This is a genomic window from Halobaculum magnesiiphilum (genome assembly GCF_019823105.1).
Lineage (GTDB): Archaea > Halobacteriota > Halobacteria > Halobacteriales > Haloferacaceae > Halobaculum > Halobaculum magnesiiphilum.
Genome location: NZ_CP081958.1, coordinates 841,712 through 860,879, shown reverse-complemented (window position 1 = coordinate 860,879; position 19,168 = coordinate 841,712). Strand labels below are relative to the sequence as shown.

Genomic DNA, 19,168 nt, shown 5'->3' with positions numbered 1-19,168 from the left:
CGTGCGAGCGCTCGCGCGCCGGCGACGGGGTCACGTCGCGACCGCGTAGGCGCCGGCCGCGACGGTGACGGCGACCACCAGCGCGGTCCAGTTGCGCGGGGTGTCGAACGAGGCGTACGGTCCGCCCTTGCGGGTGAACAGGTACGCGAAGTAGACGACCAGCGGGGCGACCCTCGCTGGGGTCGACACCGCGACGCCCCCGAACAGGTCCAGTCCGACCGTCAGCACGACCGCCCCCAGGGCCGCCGCGCCGGCGACGGCGAGGTCCTCGCGCGCGTCGCTGAGATCCATCTATCGGTGGAACGGTGAACCGGAAGTAATCGGTGTCGGTTCGGGGGCGCGACCGCCGGCGAACGCGCGAGCGGGTTACTCCTCGGCGTCCTCGAGCTCCTCGACGAGCTCGTCGGCGTCGACGTCCATGTCGTCCATGTCGACGTCGTCGAGCGCCTCCTCGACGTCGCCGCCGCCCATACCGCCCATACCGCCCATCATGCCGCCCATACCGCCCATCATGCCGCCGGAGCCGTCGATGACCTCCTCGACGACGACGCGGTCGAGGTCGAGGCGGCCCATGATGTCCTGGGCGATCTGCTGCTTCGAGAACATCCACTGCTGGTTCATCTGCATCATCGGCGTCGCCTCGATGTACAGCGTGCGCTTGTCGACCTCCTGGATCTCGGTCTCGCGGTCGACCTCGCCGGTCTCCTCGTCCTCGTGGGCCTCGACGGTGACCTCCTCCTCGACGGACTCCTCCTCGATGCGGACCTCGGGGGTCTCCTGGAGGTACATGCCGATGAGGCCGGCGGCCTTCTCCTCGTCGTCGTCGACGAGCTCGAGGATCTCGTAGTCGTACTCGAGGTCGTCGCCCGCGAGCGGGTGGTTGAAGTCGACGCGCGAGCGCCCGCCGATGACCGTCTCGACGTAGCCCTGGTCGCCGTCGATGGTGACCTGCGCGCCGGGGTAGCGGTCGTCCTCCGGGATCTTCTCGGCGCTGACGGTGCGCACGTCGTCGGGGTCGAACTCGCCGAACGCCTCGTCGGCGGGCACGGTCACGACGTTGGAGTCGCCGACCTCGCGGCCGAGCAGGTCCTCGTCGACGGAGGCGAACACGTGGCCCTCGCCGACGACGATGATGCGCGGGGAGAAGTCGTACTCGTCGTCGTCGATGCCGGCCTCCTCGGCGACCTCCTTGTGGGTCGTGTCGACCACGCGGCCCTCGTCCTCGTCCTCGCCGGGGACCGTGCGAACGGTGTAGTCCAGCCGGAGGAAGTCCCCGTTCTGGATCCCGTCGTCGGACTCGTCGGTGTCGACCGCGTCCTCGCTCGCCTCATCGCCGGCGTCGGCGGCTTCCGCCGCCTCGGCCTGCTCTTCTTCGCTCATGTGCGCACCGTCGCTCGTGCGCTTCTTAACAGTCACGTTTCGGCCGGACGCCCGAACTCCGAGACGACGGCGGGATCGGCCCGCGATCCGCCGAGGGCGACGTGGCGGACGCGCCACCCTTTTGCTCGGCCGTACCTACCGGCGTCGCATGTACGAAGTTGAGGTGAAGGTCCGAGCCGATCTCGACGCCGTTCGCGATCGGCTCGCCGACCTCGACGCGACCGGGACCCGGCGCGTTCGACAGGTCGACACCTACTACGACGCGCCCCACCGCGACTTCGCCGAGACGGACGAGGCGCTCCGGATCAGGCGCGAAACCGTCGCCGGCGGCGCGAACGACGACGGCGGAGGCGCCGCGACGAAGGTCACCTACAAGGGGCCGCTCGTCGAGGCCGAATCGAAGACGCGCGAGGAGTTCGAGACGGCCGTCGCCGACGGCGACGCGGCCGAGGGTATCCTCGGCGGGCTCGGCTTCTCGCCGGCGGCGACCGTCGAGAAGGACCGCGAGTTCTTCGAGCTCGACGGCTACACCGTCACGCTCGACAACGTGGCCGGCGTCGGCGAGTTCGTCGAGGTCGAGCGCGAGGCCGTCGAACCGGAGATCGAGTCGGCTCGCGAGGGGGCCTACGTGGTCCTCCGCGATCTGGGGCTCGATCCCGACGATCAGATCCGGACCTCGTACCTCGGACTGCTACTTCGGTCGCAAGATATGCCAAACGATACCCCGGAGTAATCCCTCACACACGAACTCTTTCCGCAAGTTATACTGCGGCCGGAATCCTCCGACCGACCAATGAGGAACATTCAGGTCTCCGAACTCGACCGGCGGGCGGTCGAGGACCAGGAGGTAGAGATCGTCGAGCGAAAGGGGATCGGTCATCCCGACTCGATCTGCGACGGCATCGCGGAGGCGGTCTCGCGCGGCCTCTCGCAGCTGTATCTCGACCGCGTCGGCCACGTGCTCCACTACAACACCGACGAGACGCAGTTGGTCGCCGGCAACGCGGCGCCCTCCTACGGCGGCGGCGAGGTGGTCGACCCGATCTACGTCCTCATCGTCGGCCGCGCGACGAAGGAGTACGAGACCGACGACGGCCGGGAGCTGACGCTGCCCGTCGGCCGCGTCGCGCTCGAATCCGCCCGCGCGTACCTCCGAGAGGCGCTGCCGGAGCTGGAGGTCGGAACCGACATCGTCGTCGACGTGAAGCTCGGCGAGGGGTCGGGCGACCTCCAGGACGTCTTCGGCGAGGACGGCGCGCAGGTGCCGATGGCGAACGACACCTCCTTCGGCGTCGGCCACGCGCCGCTCACCGAAACCGAGCGGATCGTCCTGGAGGCCGAGCGCGAGCTGAACGGCGCGTACGGCGCCGACCACCCGGAGATCGGACAGGACATCAAGATCATGGGCAAGCGCGAGGGCGACACGATCGACATCACCGTCGCGGCCGCGATGGTCGACGCCTACATCGACGACATCGACGAGTACCGCGAGGCGACCGAGCGCGTCGAGGCGTTCGTCACCGGGCTCGCCGAGGAGCACACCGACCGCGAAGTGCACGTCGAGGTGAACACCGCCGACGACCTCGAGGAGGGATCCATCTACCTCACGACGACCGGCACCTCCGCCGAGCAGGGCGACGATGGCTCCGTCGGCCGCGGCAACCGAGCGAACGGGCTCATCACCCCGAACCGACCGATGAGCATGGAGGCGACCTCCGGCAAGAACCCCGTCAACCACATCGGGAAGATCTACAACCTCCTCTCGACGGACATCGCGGAGGCCGTCGTCGAGGAGGTCGACGGCATCCGCGACCTGCAGGTCCGCCTGCTCTCGCAGATCGGCCGCCCCATCGACCAGCCCCACGTCGCCGACGCGCAGGTCGTCACCGAGGAGAGCGTCGCCGTCGCCGACATCGAGGAGGAGGCGACCGCGATCATCGACGAGCGCCTCGCGAACGTCACCGACGTGACCCGGCGCGTCATCGACGGCGAGATCACGACGTTCTGACCGACGCCGTCGCTCACACCCCGTCGAGTTTGGCTGACACCCGGCGACAGTCGTCGCGCGCGGCGGCGTCGCCGGGAGTTTCTCCCTCCGTCGCGCGGTCGTCGTCAGACCACGCGGTGGCTGGTGTCGTTTTCCGATACGAAGGTTCGGCGCCGAGGGACTCCGACCGTCGTGATCTCAGTCGGCCGCGAGTTCGCGGGCGAGGAACGTCGCGATGTCCGTGTCGGCCGACTCGACGAACCGGGTGAGTTCCTCGCCCTCGGCGTCGAAGACGATCACCGTCGGGATGTACTCGACGCTGTACTCGTCCATACCCGGGCCCTGCTTCTCGCCGTCGACCTTCTCGACTGGGTACTGCTCGATGCGGTCGGCCGGGACCCCGGCGGCGTCGAGCGCGGCCGCGAACGCCGGGAGCTGCCCAGTGCAGTCGGGACACCAGTCGCCGCCCCACACCTTGTACGTCAGCCCGTCGGCGCCGAGCGCGGCGGCCACGTCCGGGTCGATATCGGCGCCGCCGTCGGGGTCCATCGTCGAAAGCGTCGTACTCATGGTCGTCTCTGGGGCACACGCCGGGTTAAGCGCGGCGCCGCCGGCAGATCCGGCGTGCGGTCGCCGGGTCGTTCCTCCGGTAAGCCGGCCGCGCGTTCGTGCGCGAGGATCGCCCGAGGGCTTGCCGCCGACTCGGGAGCATTTACGCCTGACGCGAGTAGCGGGGGCATGGACGATTCGGTACTCGACACAATCGGCTCCCCGCTGGTCCGGGTGGATTCGCCGCCGGGCGCGACCGTGGCGGCCAAGCTCGAGTCGCGAAACCCCGGCGGCTCGGCGAAGGATCGCCCGGCGAAGCGGATGATCGAGCGCGCGGAGGCCGAGGGAACCCTCGAGCCGGGCGACACGCTCGTGGAGCCGACATCGGGGAACACGGGCATCGGCATCGCGATGGTCGGCGCCGCGAAGGGGTACGACGTGACCGTCGTGATGCCGGCCTCGAAAAGCGAGGAACGACGGCGGATCATGGCCGCCTACGGCGCCGACTTGGAGCTCGTCGACGGCGGTATCGACGCCGCGAAGGACCGCGCCGACGAGCTGGAGGCCGAGGGGATGGTCCAGCTCCGGCAGTTCGAGAACGGCGCCAATCCCGAGGCGCACTACGAGACGACCGGCATCGAGATCCTCGAGCAGCTCGACGGACGCGAGCCGGACGCGCTTGTCGCCGGGGTCGGCACCGGCGGGACGATCACGGGGATCGGCCGCCGCCTGCGTGAGGCGTTCCCGGGGATGGACGTGGTCGCCGTCGAGCCCGAAGACTCGGCGGTGCTGTCTGGTCGCGAGCCCGAGACCGACTCGTTTCAGGGGATGGGTCCGGGGTTCGTCAGCCCGAACCTCGACAGGGGTCTGCTCGACGGCGTGCTCACCGTCGGACTCGACGAGGCCGAGGCCGAGTGCCGACGACTCGCCCGCGAGGAGGGGATCCTCGTCGGGCAGTCCTCGGGCGGCTCGAACCTCCGCGCCCGCGACGTGGCCGAGGCGTTCGTCGCCGGCGACGACCCCGGCTATCGCGACGTTGCTGTCGAGGGGTGGGATCCGCGCTCGGACGACCGCGTCGGCGTCGCCGGCGACGACCCCCTGGTGCTCACCGTGTTCTGGGACTCCGGGGAGCGGTACATGTCGACCGGATTGTTCGACTGAGGGTCAGCGGCGGATCGTCCGGTTGTGGGCTCAGTTCTCGAACTCCTCGCGCGTCACGCGCACGCCGACCGTCTCGTCCACGTCGCGCAGGTCGTACTCCGGCAGCTCGGCGTCGTCGCTGCGCGCGAGATACATCGGTTCGACGAGCCGGCCGTCCTCGAGCCCGTACAGCTTCAGAAACCGGTCTGTCTCCTCGCGGCGGACGGCGTCGTTGCGGACGGCCGTCGCCAGCGTCCGCGAGAGCCACTCCTCGTCGGTGATCGACGGCTCCCTGATCAGCACCTCGTCGACGAACCGGACGAGATACCAGTTGAGGTCGTTGCACAGCGACACCGCGGCGCCGAGGCTGACGGTGTCGAGCGCGAGCGAGTTCTCGAACGGGGAGCGGAGGTCGTACGTCGCGAGCGCCTCCCGCGCCGTCTCCCGCGAGAGCAGCTCGTAGCGCAGGTCGGCCTCGGGGTCGCCGACGAGACAGACCGTGGTCATACCTCCGCGTCGCCGCCGCCGGGCAAAGCGGTTACGCTCCGCGCGTCGCCGACCGCGGAAGCGACGTGGCCGCCGGCGGGGACCCGCGCGACTCCGGACCGCCGGCGCATCACTCCCCGGCGGCCCACTCCAGCGCCGCGCGGAGGTCGTGGTTCGGCGGCGAGCAGGTGAAGTCGCGGCAGGCGTACGCTGTCGCCGTCCCGTCGCGCGCGTCCCGGTCGCGCCAGATCGGGGGGACCTCCGCGAGCCCGAGGTCGTCGGCCCAGTCGGCGACGCCGTCCGCGGTCGGCGGACGGGGGGCGATCACGACGCCGGGGAGGTAGCGGCTCGCGAGCGTGTCGCGCCACTCGGCGGGAACCTCCTCGCACGCGAGGGTGAGTTCGAAGGGGCCGCTCTCGGCGCGCGCGGCCGCGAGCGCCAGCGTGACGTGCTCCAGCGGCGAGGCCGTCACGCCGTCCGCGTGGGTCGCGAGCACCTCGCGGGCGACGGGGTCGAACTCCTCGTCGGGCGCGAAGAGATCGAGGTCGAGCAGGAGCCGCGTCGCCACCCCGAGGCTGGAGGGCGTCGACGCGTCGGTCGGCTCCTGCGGGCGAACCACGAGGTCCTCGGCGTCGTTCGGCGTCGAGTAGACGGTGCCGTCGTCGGCGTCGTAGAACGCCTCGACGATCGTTCGACCCAGATCCAGCGCGAACCCGAGGTGGTCCACGTCGCCCGTGACGCCGTACAGATCGAGGGCCGCCCGGCCGAGGTACGCGTAGTCCTCGAGGTAGCCGTTCCCCTTCACCTCGCCCTCGCCGACGGCGTCGCCGTCGCGCTCGATGTAGCGCCGACTGAGTCGGTCGCCGTCCCAGAGGTGCTCGCGGACGAACCCGAGCGCCTCGGCGCCACGGTCGGCGTATCCGGCGTCGAGCGTGCGCGCGCCGGCGGCGAACGCCGAGATAGCGAGGCCGTTCCACCCCGCGAGCACCTTCTCGTCGCGCGGCGGGCGCTCGCGGGTCGACTCGCGGTGGTCGAACAGCGCCGTCCGCGCGTGCATCAGCCGCTCGCGAACCGTCTCAACGGAGAGGTCGTACTCGTCCGCGAGGTCGGGGACCGGGGTCGCGCGGGTGAGCACGGTCGTCCCGCCCTCGAAGTTCCCCGCCGAGTCGACGCCGAAGCGGTCACACACCAGGTCCACGTCGTCGTCTTCGAACTCGTGGTCGGCGTTCGCGAGCGCCTCAGCGACGGAGTCGGGCGTCCAGACGTAGTACTCGCCTTCTCCCTCGCCGGAGTCGGCGTCCAGGGTGCCGTAGAAGCCGCCCTCAGGGTGGGCGAGTTCGCGGTCGAGGAACGCGAGCGTCTCCTGACCGACGGTGGCGTACTTCGGGCGGCCGAGCAGGCGGTGGGCGTCGAGGAACACGCGCGCCAACTCGGCGTTGTCGTACAGCATCTTCTCGAAGTGGGGGACGACCCACTCGCGGTCGGTGCAGTAGCGGTGGAAGCCGCCGCCGACCTGGTCGTACAGCCCGCCGTCGGCCATCGCGTCGAGCGTCTCGACGGCGACGTTCAGCGGTTCCTCGCGGCCGCTGCGCGCGTACGCCTGCATGAGGAGGTCGATCCGGCCGACCTGCGGGAACTTCGGGCCCTGTCTGCCGAAGCCGCCGTGCTCGCGATCCGCGCTGCGGAGCGCGGCGGTGACGGCGTCAGAGAGGACGTCCGCGTCGGGCGGACCGCCGCCGGCCGCGGCGCCGTCGTCGCCCACGCTCCCGCCGGACGAGTCCCCGGTCGACTCCAACTCGTCGCGGGCGGCGGCCGTCCACTGCTCGGCGCGTTCCTCCATGTCCGCGCGCTGGTCGGGGTCGTTCCAGGAGTCGGCGATGTTGCGACACACCTCCAGGAAGCCGGGCATCCCCTGGCGGCCGTCACGGGGGAAGTACGTCCCGACGTAGAACGGCTTCCCTTCGGGCGTGAGCCACACCGAGAGCGGCCAGCCGCCGCGGCCGTTGACGAGCTGGTTCACGGTCTGGTACACCCGGTCCAGGTCGGGTCGCTCCTCGCGGTCGACCTTCACCGGGACGAACTCGTCGTTGAGCACGTCCGCGACGGCCTCGTCCTCGAACGATTCCTCCTCCATGACGTGACACCAGTGACACGCGGCGTAGCCCACCGACAGGAAGACCGGCACGTCGCGCTCGCGGGCCGCCGCGAGCGCGTCGTCGTCCCACGGCTGCCAGTGGACCGGATTGTCCGCGTGTTGGCGCAGGTACGGGCTGGCTTCCTCGTCCAGCCGGTTTCGCGCCGTCGGATCGCTCATTGCCGGTCGGTCGGCGGCGGGACGGATAAGCGGGGCGGCCGCGGGTCGTCGGCCGCCCGTACCGCGGGTTCGAATGCACGAACGCGCACACTCTCGCCCTCACAGAGAGTAAGGTTTACACGCCCGTGCAGTTTCGACTCGACCATGTCCGAGACAGTGCTCCTCGTCGGCGGGGGCGGGCGCGAACACGCCATCGCCCGCGCGGTCGCCGGCGACGCCTCGCTGTACGCTTGCGCCGGCAATCGAAACCCCGGTATCGCGTCGCTCGCGGACGGGTTCGAACAGATCGGCGAGCGGGACGCCGATGCGATCGTCGACTACGCAGAGCGGGTCGACGCGGACCTGGCGGTCATCGGCCCCGAGTCGGCGCTGGAGGCGGGCGTCGCCGACGCGCTCGACGACGCCGGCGTCTACACGTTCGGTCCGCGCGCCGAGGAGGCCCGAATCGAGACGGACAAGGCGTTCCAGCGCCGGTTCATGGCGGACAACGACATCCCGGGCAACCCCGACTTCGAGACGTTCGACTCGGCGGAGGCGGCCGCCGACTACGTCGCCGAGTACGACGGCGACGTGGCGGTCAAGCCCGTCGGCCTCACCGGCGGCAAGGGCGTCCGGGTGACCGGCGACCAGCTTACGACCGACGCGGCGGTCGAGTACATCCTCGACGCAGAGTGGGACGAGTGGGTGATAGAGGAGCGCCTCGTCGGCGAGGAGTTCACCGTCCAGGCGTTCGTCGCGAACGGCGAGGTGCGAACCACGCCCGCGGTCCAGGACCACAAGCGCGCCTACGAGGGCGACGAGGGCCCCAACACCGGCGGGATGGGAAGCTACACAGACACCGACCTGACGCTCCCGTTCATGACCGACGATGACTACGACGACGCCGTCGAGATCATCGAGGCAGTCGTCGACGCCCTCCCCGAGTACAAGGGCGTGCTGTACGGCCAGTTCATGCTCGGCGTGGATGGTCCGAAGGTCGTCGAGTTCAACGCTCGTTTCGGCGACCCCGAGGCGATGAACACGCTGCCGGTACTGGAGACGCCGTTCCTCGAGGTACTCACCGCCGCCCGCGACGGCGAGTCGCTCCCGGAGCTGGCGTTCTCCGGCGAGGCGACCGTCTGCAAATACGCCGTGCCCGCGGGCTACCCGGTCGAGCCCGATGCCGGCGCGCGGATCGAGGTGGACGAGTCCAGCGTCGGCGACGCGCTCCTGTTCTACGCGAGCGTCGATCAGCGCGAGGACGGCCTGTTCACCACGACCTCGCGCTCGTTCGCGGTCGTCGGCCTCGGCGACTCCATCGCCGACGCGGAGGCAGATGCGGAGGCGGCGCTGTCGATGGTCGACGAGGGGTTCCACGTCCGCCACGACATCGGCACGGCGGAGCTGGTGCAGTCCCGGATCGACCACATGGCCGAGTTGCGCGGCGAGTAGCGCGGCTATCGACGCGTCTCCGCCGCCGACTCAGTCGGGAGACATCCCCGAGGACGCGCCGCTGACGGACGAATGATGGCGAACACGTGACGCGACCGCGACCGGCTCGGACCGCTCGCGTCACGGTTTCGCGACGCGGTCCGAGGCGTGAGTCACCGCACGGCGACGGTGGTCGCGTCATCGGTGAAGAACCCTCGTCCGGCTGTCGCCCCTGTTTCGATCGGTCACGAACACACGTCCTCGAACGCACGAGATTGATTATCGACGGTCACGACGGTCGCCCTGTGAGCACCGACGACGAGGTCGATGGCGGGGGAGGCGACCCCGGCGACGACGCTGGCGACGCTGGCGGCGACATCGGCGGGGACGGGAACGAACGCCCGGCGCGCTACGACCGACTGGAGCGCCACCCGACGCCCGGCGGACGCAACTCCCTGCGCCACTGGACCGACGCGAAATCCCCGGTGAGGGTCGCGCTCAACTACCTCGCGATCTGGATTATCCGGGTCTCCCCGAGCCTCCGGCTGAAGAGTTGGCTCTTGCGTCGCCTCGGCGCGACCGTCGGGGCGGGGGTCTCGTGGGGGCTGGAGGCGACACCGGACGTGTTCTGGCCCGAGCGGATCACCCTCGGCGAGGACGCCATCGTCGGCTACGACTCGGTGCTGCTGTGTCACGAGTTCCTGCAGGACGAGTACCGTCTCGGCGACGTGGTCGTCGGCGACCGGGCGATGCTGGGCGCGAAGGTGACCGTGCTTCCCGGCGTCCGCATCGGCGAGGACGCGCAGGTCGCGGCGAACTCGCTCGTCGCCGACGACGTGCCGCCGGGGGCGACGGTCGCGGGCGTGCCGGCCGAGCCGGTCGAGCGTGACGAGGACGAGCGTGACGGCGACGAGAACGAGAGCTGAGACGACGACCCGGTCGTTCTACTCGCGGATCCGGACGACGCCCTCGGTGAACGCATGTCGGTTCGGCACGACGTACTCAGCGCCGTCGCTTTCCACGTGCGTGACGAACACGTTCACCTCCTGGACGACGCCGTCGGTGTCGCCGATGCGGACGCGGTCGCCGATGCTGTACGGCTGTTCGAGCAGGAGATAGAAGCCGGCCGCGCCCGACGCCAGCAGGTCGCGGAAGGCGAGCCCGCCGAACAGCACGAGAGCGAAGCCGTACGTCGCGAGCAGGACCACCAGCGCGGCGGTGTCGACGCCGATCTGTCCGAGCGCGACGAGCACCGCGATGAACACCACCGACCACTTGGCGACGGACGGAACGATCCCCGCCTGGGGGAGCTTTATCCCGCGCAGGCGGTCGTTGATCAGCAGTTCGACCTTGTCGCCGACGACGAGGCCGACGATGAGCACGAGGATCGCGAGAAACAGCGACGGAAGGAAGCCGGCGGTTCGGTTCCAGAAGGCGGCGATGTACTCCACCCGGGCGATGGTGAGCGCGACGATGAGCCCGAGGATGAAGATGAAGTACCCCGAGAGGTTCGCGACCAGCGAGACCGTCGAGGTGCCGAACTCGCGGGCGGTCCGTTCGAACGCCGTCCCCTCGATCGTCTCGGGGACGCCGGCGCCGACGAGGATCCGGCGGTTCACGCGAACGACGAGGTAGCCGAGTAACGCGGCGAGCACGACCACGCCGAGCGCCAGCCACAGGCGCGCCGGGAGACTCATCAGTGCGGTTCGGATCGCCTCCCCCGCGGATTGTACCGGCGGGGAAGCGGGCGAGACGGTGTCGAGCGCGCTCGGCGCGGTCGACGGCCCAGGCTCGACGGACGGGGTGAAACGTGGGTCGATCATGCGTCAGTACTCCTCCGGATCGAGTTCGAGGACGAGCCGCCCGCCCTTGAACGCACGGACGAGCCCATCCGACTCCGAGAGCACGATGGCGATCGCGTTCGTGTCGCGCGTGATGGCGCCGCCGGCCATGTGTCGCGCGCCCAGCCCCTTCGGGATGTCGACGCCCTCGGCTCCCGGTTCGAGGTAGCGGTACGCCGAGACGATCTTCCCGGAGTCGCTGATGACGAACGCGCCGTCGAGCCGCGAGAACTCCTTTAACATCACGTTCACGATGGGGTCGCCGACGTGGACGTGGCTCTTCTCGAAGGGGTTGTAGCTCAGCGGCCGGGACTTGTTCATCACCTTGCCCGCGTCGCCGACGACGAACAGCGCGCCGACGGGCTTGCCTTTCTGGCCCTTCTTCCCGAGCTCGATCGCCACGTCGAACACATCGCGCACGACCGCGGGGTCCGCGCGGGAGTTGGCGAAGAGGTCGTAGATCCCGGAGTGCATCGACTCGGTGACGGACGTACGGATCACGCCGTCGATCGGGTCGTCGAACACGCCGACGGCGCACGCGACCACGTCGCCCTCCGCGCAGTATCCCTGATCCATCGCGCCCTCGACGCCGAAGCGGATCCGGTCGCGCACGTTGTCGAACTCCAGCGGAAGCTCCACGTAGCGCTCGGCGTCGTGGTCGTTCTCCGGCGCGACGACGACGGCCGGCTCCCCGTCGACTTCGCGGTAGTCCTCGTACGTCGATCCGGTCGGTGCGAAGAGGAACACCCCGTCGACGTCCGCGACGAGGTCGGCGAGGAGGTCGGCCGAGGAAGTCATTGTGTGAACGTTTCGGGGCGCGTTCATATCGGTTTCGGCAGCGTCATGCGGCCGTCTTGCGTTCGGAGGTCGACGACTCCCAGGGTTCGTATCCGTGCCTGCTCGTTCGTCGCTTCGCTCCTCACAGCTCACGGGTCACTACGTTCCCCGTTCGCCCGTCGAGGTCTCACTTCGTTCGACCTCGCACTGCGCGGGACCGGATTCGAACCGGCGGACCTCTACAGGACAGCGTCCTAAGCGCTGCGCCGTTGGCCTGGCTTGGCTACCCGCGCTCGCCACACAGTATCCCGAATCGCCGTAAGTAGCTGTCGGACCCGGGCGACGATTTATGTCCGCCCACCCCGAACCCGTCAGCGTGTACCGCGCCAGCGACGAGGTGGAACACGAGGAGTGGCTCTCGCGGCTCCACCGGGCCGCCGAGTCGCTGGAGCTGTCCGCGGAGGCCCGTTCGAACGCGACCGACATGTTCCTCTCGGCCGTCCCCGAGGAGGACCGGTCGAAGCCCGCGATGGCCGCGGCCGCACTGTACGCCGGCGCGCTCATCGCCGGCGACGAGCGCCCGCAGACCGCCGTCGCCGACGCGATGGACGTGACCCGTCTCTCGGTTCAGCAGCACTGGAAGGGCGTGCTGGAGGACGCCGGCTTCCGCCCGCCGTCGTGGTAGGAACGTAGGGCTCTCCTTCGCGCGGGTGGCGATGCGTGTCCGGCTACTCCGTGAGCAGTCGATACGCGAGCAACGCTAGCCCCGTGAAGCCGACCAGTTGCCCGAGGAGAAACAGCGCGCCGCCCACGTATGCGAGTTCGCTTCCCGGGTCCCGCCCGCCGAACCGGATCGCCTGATAGCCGAGCAGCAGCGCGACGAGGCCGACGAGGATCAGCTGCGTCGCCCGCGAGCGCCGGGTCAGCCAGTCGACCGCGGCGTCGACATCGGGCATCGCCCCGTCACTCCGCGTCCGGCGGTTCGGTCCCGCGACCCTCGCGCTCGGGCGTGAGGTTCCCGTGGCGGTCGATCTCGCCGCGGACGATCCGGGTCGAGGAGATCCGGTCGCCGTCCTCGGCGGGCACGTGATCGACGATCTCGATCCGGAGGCTCGGCAGCCCCTTCTGCTCGCGGATCTCGTTGACGCGCTCGGCCCCCGACTGCGTCTCCGGGGAGACGATCAGCGCGTCGAAGCCCGGCTCGACGGCGATCCCGGTCGGCTTCGTGAGCTCGCGGATCTCGTACTCGCGGTCGTGTTCGGCCGCGAGCGGCGCGAGTTCGTCGTCGAGGTCGCGCTTTCGCTCGGCGAACGGGCGGACGTAGCGGTCCGTGTGACGTGTCTTCGGGGCCAGCTCGTCGGAGGTGAGGCCGACGGTGAGGTCCCCGAGCTCGAACGCGCGCTCGAATAGCGCGCGGTGGCCGTCGTGGACCGGGTCGAATGTCCCGCCCAGCGCGACGTTCATACCCGGCCGTGGATGCCCCGACACCTAAAAGCGACGTTACCCGTCGTCCCGTTCTGTCTCGACCGAGATCCGGACCGGTTCGTCGGTCGCGTCCGCCGACTCCGCGTCGCCCGAGAGTCGCGAGTCGAGCGTGAACACGGCGTTCAGCTGGTCCTGCACCTGCCCGACCGCGCCCTCGACGAGCGCGGCGGGATCGATCGCCTCGTACTCGTAGGGGTTGTTTCCCGCGCCGGCGGACTCCCGCTTCGTCCGGGTGACCGTCTCCTCGTCGTGCAACTCCGCGAGCGCCTCGCGAACGGTGCTGGGGTACAGCCCGGTGCCGTCGGCGACCTCCTCGCTCGTGGACCCGGGTTGCTCGCGGAGGAACACGTAGATCCGGGCCCGCGTCTCGGTGTCCAGCAGCCACGCCAACAGGTCGACGATGCGCTCGTCGAAGCCGTCGGCGACGTCCGCCGCGCCCGATTCGAGGCGCTGTGCGGCCTCGCGAAGCTCCGTTCGCGGGGCGTCCTCGTCGTCGGCGCCGTCCGCCTCGTCGCCGTCATCGGGGGCCTCGTCGGTTGCCATGTGTCCCATTTCGGCGGTCAGAACTCCGCAGGGAAAACCCCGTCGGCGGGCGAACCGGTCGGGAGCGAACGCACCCGCGTTCGCCACGCCTACGCGTCGTGCTCGTCGATCAGCAGGTCGCGACACAGTCCGTCGAGCCCCTCGCGCTCGCGGATGCGCCGCTGTCTCGACGCCCCGGACTCCCGGTCGAGGAGGTATCGAAGCCCCTCGACGCCGAGCCGGTCGCTCTCGCGGTCGACGACGCCCGCCAGGTCGACCTGCGAGTCGCCGTCGCGGTCGACGAACGACGCGTCGCGGCCGTGCCGGATCGCGCGCCACTTGTTCTCGTCGAGGAGTTCGCGTCGAAGCCCCCCATCCGACCCTGCCGAGGATTCGGGCTCGACCTCGTCCTCGTACCGTTCCGCCAGGTCGACCACGAGCGCGTGGACGTACTCTACGAACGCGCAGACGACGTCCGGGTTCGACTGCCCGTCGGGGGTGCGCACCTCGACGGTGCCGTGGCCCGTGTGCGGGCGCACCTCGAACCAGAGCTCGCCGCGGTCCTCGATGGAGCCGTGCTCCACCATCCGCCGTTCGAACTCGTCGAAGGCGGCGAAGTTCTCGAACCGGCCCGGGATCCCGGTGTTCGGGAGGTTCTCGAACACCGTCGCCCGCGCGGACTCGAGCCCGGTGTCGTAGCCGTTCCAGAACGGCGAGTTCGCCGACAACGCCAACAGCGGCGGGAGGAACCACCGGATCTCGTTGGCGATCCACGTCGCCTTGTCCGCGTCGTCGACGCCGACGTGGACGTGCAGGCCCGCGGTCGTGTTTCGGTGTTGGGGGTACTGGATCCGGTCCAACTGCGACCGATAGCGGGGCTTCTCGGCGTGGTCGAGTTCGCGCCAGACGGCGGCCGGGTGGAGTCCGGCGCCGGCGATCTGCAGGTCGTACGACTCCGCGTGCTCGACGAGCGCCTCCCTGACGGCGACGACGTGATCGCGAACGGATCCGGGGTCCTCGATGAGCGGCGTCTGGGTCTCGACGACGAACTTGAACAGCTCGTGGTCGATCCGTCCCCCGAGCGGCTCGGGCGGTTCGCGGTCCCCGTAGACGAGCCGGTCGCTGCCCGAGGTCGGACGCCCGTCGCCGTCGACGACGAAGAACTCCTCCTCGACTCCAAGCGTGCCCATCCGCTCGAACGCCGCCGCCGAACCCGTGTCCATCGGCGACGGCTTCGGCGTGCGGTGGTATATATCTCGGGAAACCGGCCCCCGAACGTGGCGCTCCGACGAAGGTTCAAGTCCGATGACGCGACCACCGCTCACCGGACGCTCCGGCGTCCGGCCGCCCGGCGGGGCCGGACGCACAGTCCGCGTAGCCGCGCCGACGCGCGGCCGAGCAATCAGCGCCAGCGAGTGCGTTCCCGCTACCGAGGCGTCGCGACGACGCCGAGGTGGTCCTCGTGGAACCGGTCGAGTCGTCGTGTCTCCAGCACCTCGTAGGCTGACTCAAGGTCCGCGAGCACCTCCTCGAACACGGCGTCGGGAGCGGCGGCCACGTCCTCCGAGCGCGCCTTGACGGCCAACAGGAGTCGGCCGTCATCGGCGAGGAACCGCCGATTGTGAACGGCCACGTCGGCCTGGCCGCGGGTCGCAACGTCCTGCACGAGCACGTCGCAGTCCGCCTCGACGACGTGGGCGTACGTCTCGGGGCGGCGGGCGTCCTTGAGTAGCGGGAAGAGGTTGGCCCGCGGCTCGCAGGCGTCGAGCAGGTCCCGCACGGGACGCGGCGAGAACTCGACCGCGTACGTCGGCCCGGCGAAGTCGGCGACGTGGCTGACGGTGGTGCCGTTGGCGGCGCCGAGATACAGCACCGTTTCGCCGCCCGAGAGCCCGGTGTCCATTCCGAGTTCGAGCATCCCGCCGAGCTTCGAGCGCCCGGCGTCCCACGCACGCCACTCGCCGTCTGTGGGTTCGCCGTACACCGGCTCCCCGCGCGTCGCAAGCCGGTCTCGGCCGTCGAACTCGCGGCGGTCCACACCCGCCGGAAGCGACGCGTCGGGGTCGGTCATTCCGAATCACCGCCGTCGTCGGCGGCGCGGGCGCGGATCGTCCGCATCCGCTCGTCCAGCTCCGCCTCCAGCTCCGGGCGGTAGTCACCCGAGTAGTGGTCGATCCGGGCGGCGATCGTCAGCTTCCCCGCGAGCGCCCGCGACGCGGAGCCGCGGTCCTCGGGGCGGGTTCCGCGGACGTACTCGTGGGTGTAGATGACGCCGTGTTTCGGCGAGGAGCCGTGGCCGCGAAGGTGCGCGAACAGCGCGTCCTCGGCGCCGAGCACCTGCAACGTCCCGGACGGCTTCTTCGCGAGCGTCTCCAGTCCGCCGGCCAGCGAAATGAGCCGGGCGGCAAGTACCGGCCCCGCGAGCGCGGCGAGGTTCGGGGCGGCCACCGGCGCCCGCGACTCGATGAACGCCTCCAACTCGTCGGCCTCGCGGTCGAGGTCGGCCACGCGGGTCGCCAGCGAGACGACGCGCTCCTCGGCCGGACCGTCCGGGTCGCGCTCGGCGATCTCCCGGCAGCCGTCGACGCCGGTTCCGGCGTCCGGGAACAGCGTGCCCGCCCACTCGGAGACGCGTTCGGCGAGCTCGTTCGCGACGCGGTCGGCGTCGTCCATCGCGCGCACCGCGTGGAGCAGCTGGCGGTCGTCGGCCCGCTCGCGCTCGTCGACCTCGGCGCGGGCCGCCTCGACGGTCGCCTCGCGAAGCTTCGCGTAGTAGTCGTCCTCGTCGGCGGCGAAGCCGGTCTCGACGGCGAGCGCCGGCCAGTCGGCCGGCGCGTCGGCGTCGCCGTCGCGGACGCGGTCGGGCGGCGACTCGTCGTCGCCGGCGGCGAACCACGTCCTGGAGGCGGCGTCGACGCCCGCGGCGTCGTCGGTAGTCATGCACGTCCGTTTCCGGCGGCGGTTCATGAGCGTTGTCTCCGCGGCCGACCTCCTCGGCCGACGGGTCGCGGAACCGATTTCCCCGGTTTCGGGAGATACGAACCGAGTAACCTTTGGCCGCTCCGGAGAACCACGCGGACATGCACCAGCCCGAACTCGACGAGACCGAGGCCCCCGAGGTCGGCGAGCTGACACCGCCGGACCGAACCCTCATGGGCCCCGGCCCGAGCGACGTACACCCGCGGGTCCTTCGCGCGATGAGCACGCCGCTCGTCGGGCACCTCGACCCGTCGTTCATCGAGATCATGGACGAGACGCAGGAGCTGCTCCGGTACGCCTTCCGCACCGACAACCAGTGGACGATCCCCGTCTCGGGCACGGGGTCGGCGTCGATGGAGGCCGCCATCGGCAACCTCGTCGAGCCGGGCGAGACGATGCTCGTCCCGACGAACGGCTACTTCGGCGGCCGGATGGCCGAGATGGCGCGCCGCGCCGGCGGCGACGTGGTCGAGGTCGACGCGCCGTGGGGCGAGCCGCTGGACCCCGTCGACGTGCAGGCGGCCTTCGACGAGCATCAGCCGGACGTGTTCGGCTTCGTCCACGCCGAAACGTCGACGGGCGTCCGCCAGCCCGACGTGCCCGAGCTGACGAGCATCGCCCACGCCCACGACGCGTACGTGATCGCCGACTGCGTCACGTCGCTGGGAGGCGTTCCCCTGGAGGTCGACGAGTGGGATGTCGACGCCGCCTACTCCGGGCCACAGAAGTGCCTCTCGTGCCCGCCGGGTGCCTCGCCGCTCACCCTGAACGACCGCGCGATGGACAAGGTCCTCGGGCGCGAGGAGCCCGCCCGGTCGTGGTACCTCGACCTCTCGCTGCTCGAGGGGTACTGGGGCGAGGAGCGCGCGTATCACCACACGGCGCCGATCACGAACGTCTACGCGCTGCGGGAGGCGCTGCGCCTCGTCGCCGAGGAGGGGATCGAGTCGCGCTGGGCGCGCCACCGGAAGACCGCGGGCGCGCTGAAGGCCGGCGTCGAGGCGATGGGGCTGGAGATGAACGCCGCCGACGAGTACTGGCTGCCGAGCCTCAACGCGGTTCGGGTGCCCGACGGCGTGGACGACGGCGCTGTCATCGCGGACCTGCTGGAGGGGTACGACCTTGAGATCGCCTCCGGGCTCGGCGATCTCGAGGGGGAGATCTTCCGGATCGGCTGTATGGGCCACTCCGCGCGCCCCGCGAACGTATCGCTGCTCGTATCGTCGCTCGGGCAGACGCTCGCCGAACACGGCGCCGATGTGGCTGTCGGCGCGGGCGTCGAGGCGACGGCGTCACGGCTGTAAGACCACATCACGGGCGTCGGTCACCGTTACGGCTGTCCGTCACCGTCGCGGCTGGACCGACGAACCGCGGATTCTGTCGTCGGGAGGCCACCAAATCCAAGTGGCCGGCGGCGCCAACAGCCGGCCGCATGGACGAGGTACTCGAGGCCGCGGAGGTCGTAGCGGACTCGGAACTGGAGGGGGCAGTCGTCTGGCTGTTCAGAGTGATAGGTATCCTGCTGGCGCTCGCGGGTGTCGGGCTGTGGCTGTTCACGCAGTCCGGGTTGCTGTGGCTGCCCGCGATCCTGATCGCGGTCGGGGTGCTCCTGGCGGTGATCCCCGGCGTCCTGTTGGAACTGACCGAACTGTTCGCGTAGGGTCGACGTCCGCGTCGACGCCGGCGTTCGATCACTCCCGCGTTCGGTCGCCCCCGGCGACGGGGAACGGTCGTCCGCTTTTTTCTCCTCGGCGTACCAACACGAGCCCGTCATGTACGAGGACATCCTGCTGGCGACGAACGGCGGGGTCGCGTCGATCAACGCGACCGACCACGCGCTGGATCTGGCGGCCGACCGCGCCCGGCTGCTGGACGACCTCGACATCGCGGTCGACCGGGAGGCGACGCTGCACGCGCTGTTCGTCGTCGACGAGGCCGCCATCACCACCTACCCCGGCGACGAGTACGTCGACGGGCACGAAGGGCCCGAGTACGGCTTCGAGGACCTCGGCGAGGAGACGCTCGCCGACGTTCGCGACCGGGGCACCGGCGCGGGCGTCGCCGTCGAAACCCACCTCCGGCACGGCACGCCCGACGAGACGATCCTGGAGGTCGCCGACGAGATCGACGCCGACCTGATCGTGGCGGGCAGCCAGCGACGCCCCGACGAGTATCGAACGCTCGTCGGCAGCGTCACCGAGCGCGTCGTCCGCGCGAGCGACCGGCCGGTGTTGGTCGTGAAGACGCCGGTCGACGAAGCCGGCGAACCGATCGCGTGACCGACGCGGGCGGCGACGG

Annotated in this window: 22 protein-coding genes and 1 tRNA gene; 9 read left to right on the top strand and 14 right to left on the bottom strand. The window is 70.4% G+C overall.

What is annotated here, in order from left to right:
• Nucleotides 1-30 precede the first annotated feature (30 nt).
• Together K6T50_RS04375 and K6T50_RS04370 are read right to left on the bottom strand one after the other, a co-directional pair.
• Complete coding sequence (locus K6T50_RS04375) at nucleotides 31-291, bottom strand: DUF8049 family protein (protein WP_222608183.1); 261 nt, start codon at nucleotides 289-291, stop codon at nucleotides 31-33.
• Nucleotides 292-366: 75 nt separating this feature from the next.
• The gene (locus tag K6T50_RS04370; RefSeq protein WP_222608182.1) at nucleotides 367-1,380 is read right to left on the bottom strand and encodes an FKBP-type peptidyl-prolyl cis-trans isomerase; all 1,014 of its coding nucleotides are present in this window, start codon (nucleotides 1,378-1,380) and stop codon (nucleotides 367-369) included.
• A 148-nt stretch (nucleotides 1,381-1,528) separates the two neighbouring features.
• Between K6T50_RS04370 and cyaB the strand changes: the two genes are divergently transcribed.
• Nucleotides 1,529-2,113 carry a class IV adenylate cyclase gene (gene cyaB / locus K6T50_RS04365; RefSeq protein WP_222608181.1) on the top strand — a complete coding sequence of 195 codons (585 nt, stop codon included), beginning with the start codon at nucleotides 1,529-1,531 and terminating at the stop codon, nucleotides 2,111-2,113.
• Nucleotides 2,114-2,173: 60 nt separating this feature from the next.
• Entirely contained in the window at nucleotides 2,174-3,388 is a 1,215-nt protein-coding gene (locus tag K6T50_RS04360) for a methionine adenosyltransferase (protein ID WP_222608180.1), read from the top strand.
• Between the two features lie 177 nt (nucleotides 3,389-3,565).
• Here K6T50_RS04360 and K6T50_RS04355 read toward each other — a convergent pair whose 3' ends face one another.
• On the bottom strand, nucleotides 3,566-3,937 hold the full coding sequence (locus K6T50_RS04355) for a thioredoxin family protein (protein WP_222608179.1): 372 nt from the start codon (nucleotides 3,935-3,937) through the stop codon (nucleotides 3,566-3,568).
• A 168-nt stretch (nucleotides 3,938-4,105) separates the two neighbouring features.
• Here K6T50_RS04355 and K6T50_RS04350 point away from each other — a divergent pair, with 168 nt between their 5' ends.
• Nucleotides 4,106-5,077 carry a PLP-dependent cysteine synthase family protein gene (locus K6T50_RS04350; RefSeq protein ID WP_222608178.1) on the top strand — a complete coding sequence of 324 codons (972 nt, stop codon included), beginning with the start codon at nucleotides 4,106-4,108 and terminating at the stop codon, nucleotides 5,075-5,077.
• Nucleotides 5,078-5,107: 30 nt separating this feature from the next.
• On the opposite strand, the gene K6T50_RS04345 is transcribed toward K6T50_RS04350, so the two are convergent.
• Both K6T50_RS04345 and K6T50_RS04340 read right to left on the bottom strand, forming a co-directional pair.
• Nucleotides 5,108-5,563 carry a DUF5804 family protein gene (locus tag K6T50_RS04345; protein WP_222608177.1) on the bottom strand — a complete coding sequence of 152 codons (456 nt, stop codon included), beginning with the start codon at nucleotides 5,561-5,563 and terminating at the stop codon, nucleotides 5,108-5,110.
• Nucleotides 5,564-5,672: 109 nt separating this feature from the next.
• Nucleotides 5,673-7,856: a thioredoxin domain-containing protein gene (locus K6T50_RS04340; RefSeq protein WP_222608176.1), complete on the bottom strand. Its 2,184-nt coding sequence runs from the start codon at nucleotides 7,854-7,856 to the stop codon at nucleotides 5,673-5,675.
• 144 nt (nucleotides 7,857-8,000) lie between these two features.
• On the opposite strand from K6T50_RS04340, the gene purD reads away from it, so the two are divergent.
• Both purD and K6T50_RS04330 read left to right on the top strand, forming a co-directional pair.
• A complete protein-coding gene (purD, locus tag K6T50_RS04335; RefSeq protein WP_222608175.1) occupies nucleotides 8,001-9,287 on the top strand; it encodes a phosphoribosylamine--glycine ligase in 1,287 nt (428 codons plus the stop codon).
• 284 nt (nucleotides 9,288-9,571) lie between these two features.
• The gene (locus K6T50_RS04330) at nucleotides 9,572-10,192 is read left to right on the top strand and encodes an acyltransferase (protein WP_425601396.1); all 621 of its coding nucleotides are present in this window, start codon (nucleotides 9,572-9,574) and stop codon (nucleotides 10,190-10,192) included.
• A gap of 18 nt (nucleotides 10,193-10,210) precedes the next feature.
• Here K6T50_RS04330 and K6T50_RS04325 read toward each other — a convergent pair whose 3' ends face one another.
• From K6T50_RS04325 to K6T50_RS04315, 3 genes are all read right to left on the bottom strand, one after another.
• A complete protein-coding gene (locus K6T50_RS04325) occupies nucleotides 10,211-10,963 on the bottom strand; it encodes a mechanosensitive ion channel family protein (protein WP_222608823.1) in 753 nt (250 codons plus the stop codon).
• Between the two features lie 129 nt (nucleotides 10,964-11,092).
• Nucleotides 11,093-11,905, bottom strand: coding sequence for a diadenylate cyclase DacZ (dacZ, locus tag K6T50_RS04320; protein WP_222608174.1), 813 nt, complete (start codon nucleotides 11,903-11,905; stop codon nucleotides 11,093-11,095).
• Nucleotides 11,906-12,092: 187 nt separating this feature from the next.
• Nucleotides 12,093-12,177 (bottom strand) — tRNA-Leu (locus K6T50_RS04315).
• Nucleotides 12,178-12,260: 83 nt separating this feature from the next.
• On the opposite strand from K6T50_RS04315, the gene K6T50_RS04310 reads away from it, so the two are divergent.
• Nucleotides 12,261-12,569 (top strand): transcription initiation factor IIB family protein, encoded by a 309-nt coding sequence (locus tag K6T50_RS04310; RefSeq protein WP_222608173.1) that lies wholly within the window; start codon nucleotides 12,261-12,263, stop codon nucleotides 12,567-12,569.
• A gap of 43 nt (nucleotides 12,570-12,612) precedes the next feature.
• Here K6T50_RS04310 and K6T50_RS04305 read toward each other — a convergent pair whose 3' ends face one another.
• The 6 genes from K6T50_RS04305 to K6T50_RS04280 all read right to left on the bottom strand — a co-directional run bounded on the left by K6T50_RS04305 (nucleotide 12,613) and on the right by K6T50_RS04280 (nucleotide 16,831).
• A complete protein-coding gene (locus K6T50_RS04305; protein WP_222608172.1) occupies nucleotides 12,613-12,840 on the bottom strand; it encodes a hypothetical protein in 228 nt (75 codons plus the stop codon).
• A gap of 7 nt (nucleotides 12,841-12,847) precedes the next feature.
• Nucleotides 12,848-13,348: a phosphopantetheine adenylyltransferase gene (locus K6T50_RS04300; protein WP_222608171.1), complete on the bottom strand. Its 501-nt coding sequence runs from the start codon at nucleotides 13,346-13,348 to the stop codon at nucleotides 12,848-12,850.
• A 36-nt stretch (nucleotides 13,349-13,384) separates the two neighbouring features.
• Nucleotides 13,385-13,912, bottom strand: coding sequence for a helix-turn-helix domain-containing protein (locus K6T50_RS04295; protein WP_225935401.1), 528 nt, complete (start codon nucleotides 13,910-13,912; stop codon nucleotides 13,385-13,387).
• Nucleotides 13,913-14,001: 89 nt separating this feature from the next.
• Nucleotides 14,002-15,114 (bottom strand): glutamate--cysteine ligase, encoded by a 1,113-nt coding sequence (locus K6T50_RS04290; protein ID WP_222608169.1) that lies wholly within the window; start codon nucleotides 15,112-15,114, stop codon nucleotides 14,002-14,004.
• Between the two features lie 203 nt (nucleotides 15,115-15,317).
• Entirely contained in the window at nucleotides 15,318-15,962 is a 645-nt protein-coding gene (locus K6T50_RS04285; protein ID WP_222608168.1) for a fibrillarin-like rRNA/tRNA 2'-O-methyltransferase, read from the bottom strand.
• Entirely contained in the window at nucleotides 15,959-16,831 is an 873-nt protein-coding gene (locus tag K6T50_RS04280) for an NOP5/NOP56 family protein (RefSeq protein WP_222608167.1), read from the bottom strand. The genes K6T50_RS04285 and K6T50_RS04280 overlap by 4 nt, the downstream gene beginning before the upstream one ends.
• A 140-nt stretch (nucleotides 16,832-16,971) precedes the next feature.
• Here K6T50_RS04280 and K6T50_RS04275 point away from each other — a divergent pair, with 140 nt between their 5' ends.
• The 3 genes from K6T50_RS04275 (at nucleotide 16,972) to K6T50_RS04265 (ending at nucleotide 19,149) form a co-directional block, all read left to right on the top strand.
• Nucleotides 16,972-18,174 (top strand): pyridoxal-phosphate-dependent aminotransferase family protein, encoded by a 1,203-nt coding sequence (locus tag K6T50_RS04275; RefSeq protein WP_222608166.1) that lies wholly within the window; start codon nucleotides 16,972-16,974, stop codon nucleotides 18,172-18,174.
• 128 nt (nucleotides 18,175-18,302) lie between these two features.
• Nucleotides 18,303-18,530 (top strand): hypothetical protein, encoded by a 228-nt coding sequence (locus K6T50_RS04270; protein ID WP_222608165.1) that lies wholly within the window; start codon nucleotides 18,303-18,305, stop codon nucleotides 18,528-18,530.
• 112 nt (nucleotides 18,531-18,642) lie between these two features.
• Nucleotides 18,643-19,149, top strand: coding sequence for a universal stress protein (locus K6T50_RS04265; RefSeq protein WP_222608164.1), 507 nt, complete (start codon nucleotides 18,643-18,645; stop codon nucleotides 19,147-19,149).
• Nucleotides 19,150-19,168: the final 19 nt, after the last annotated feature.

What these genes read in the sequence shown, in the direction of transcription:
- K6T50_RS04375 (WP_222608183.1), bottom strand. Translation starts at nt 291, where the DNA reads ATGGATCTCAGCGACGCGCGCGAGGACCTCGCCGTCGCCGGCGCGGCG.
- K6T50_RS04370 (WP_222608182.1), bottom strand. Translation starts at nt 1,380, where the DNA reads ATGAGCGAAGAAGAGCAGGCCGAGGCGGCGGAAGCCGCCGACGCCGGC.
- cyaB (WP_222608181.1), top strand. Translation starts at nt 1,529, where the DNA reads ATGTACGAAGTTGAGGTGAAGGTCCGAGCCGATCTCGACGCCGTTCGC.
- K6T50_RS04360 (WP_222608180.1), top strand. Translation starts at nt 2,174, where the DNA reads ATGAGGAACATTCAGGTCTCCGAACTCGACCGGCGGGCGGTCGAGGAC.
- K6T50_RS04355 (WP_222608179.1), bottom strand. Translation starts at nt 3,937, where the DNA reads ATGAGTACGACGCTTTCGACGATGGACCCCGACGGCGGCGCCGATATC.
- K6T50_RS04350 (WP_222608178.1), top strand. Translation starts at nt 4,106, where the DNA reads ATGGACGATTCGGTACTCGACACAATCGGCTCCCCGCTGGTCCGGGTG.
- K6T50_RS04345 (WP_222608177.1), bottom strand. Translation starts at nt 5,563, where the DNA reads ATGACCACGGTCTGTCTCGTCGGCGACCCCGAGGCCGACCTGCGCTAC.
- K6T50_RS04340 (WP_222608176.1), bottom strand. Translation starts at nt 7,856, where the DNA reads ATGAGCGATCCGACGGCGCGAAACCGGCTGGACGAGGAAGCCAGCCCG.
- purD (WP_222608175.1), top strand. Translation starts at nt 8,001, where the DNA reads ATGTCCGAGACAGTGCTCCTCGTCGGCGGGGGCGGGCGCGAACACGCC.
- K6T50_RS04325 (WP_222608823.1), bottom strand. Translation starts at nt 10,963, where the DNA reads ATGAGTCTCCCGGCGCGCCTGTGGCTGGCGCTCGGCGTGGTCGTGCTC.
- dacZ (WP_222608174.1), bottom strand. Translation starts at nt 11,905, where the DNA reads ATGACTTCCTCGGCCGACCTCCTCGCCGACCTCGTCGCGGACGTCGAC.
- K6T50_RS04305 (WP_222608172.1), bottom strand. Translation starts at nt 12,840, where the DNA reads ATGCCCGATGTCGACGCCGCGGTCGACTGGCTGACCCGGCGCTCGCGG.
- K6T50_RS04300 (WP_222608171.1), bottom strand. Translation starts at nt 13,348, where the DNA reads ATGAACGTCGCGCTGGGCGGGACATTCGACCCGGTCCACGACGGCCAC.
- K6T50_RS04295 (WP_225935401.1), bottom strand. Translation starts at nt 13,912, where the DNA reads ATGGCAACCGACGAGGCCCCCGATGACGGCGACGAGGCGGACGGCGCC.
- K6T50_RS04290 (WP_222608169.1), bottom strand. Translation starts at nt 15,114, where the DNA reads ATGGACACGGGTTCGGCGGCGGCGTTCGAGCGGATGGGCACGCTTGGA.
- K6T50_RS04285 (WP_222608168.1), bottom strand. Translation starts at nt 15,962, where the DNA reads ATGACCGACCCCGACGCGTCGCTTCCGGCGGGTGTGGACCGCCGCGAG.
- K6T50_RS04280 (WP_222608167.1), bottom strand. Translation starts at nt 16,831, where the DNA reads ATGACTACCGACGACGCCGCGGGCGTCGACGCCGCCTCCAGGACGTGG.
- K6T50_RS04275 (WP_222608166.1), top strand. Translation starts at nt 16,972, where the DNA reads ATGCACCAGCCCGAACTCGACGAGACCGAGGCCCCCGAGGTCGGCGAG.
- K6T50_RS04270 (WP_222608165.1), top strand. Translation starts at nt 18,303, where the DNA reads ATGGACGAGGTACTCGAGGCCGCGGAGGTCGTAGCGGACTCGGAACTG.
- K6T50_RS04265 (WP_222608164.1), top strand. Translation starts at nt 18,643, where the DNA reads ATGTACGAGGACATCCTGCTGGCGACGAACGGCGGGGTCGCGTCGATC.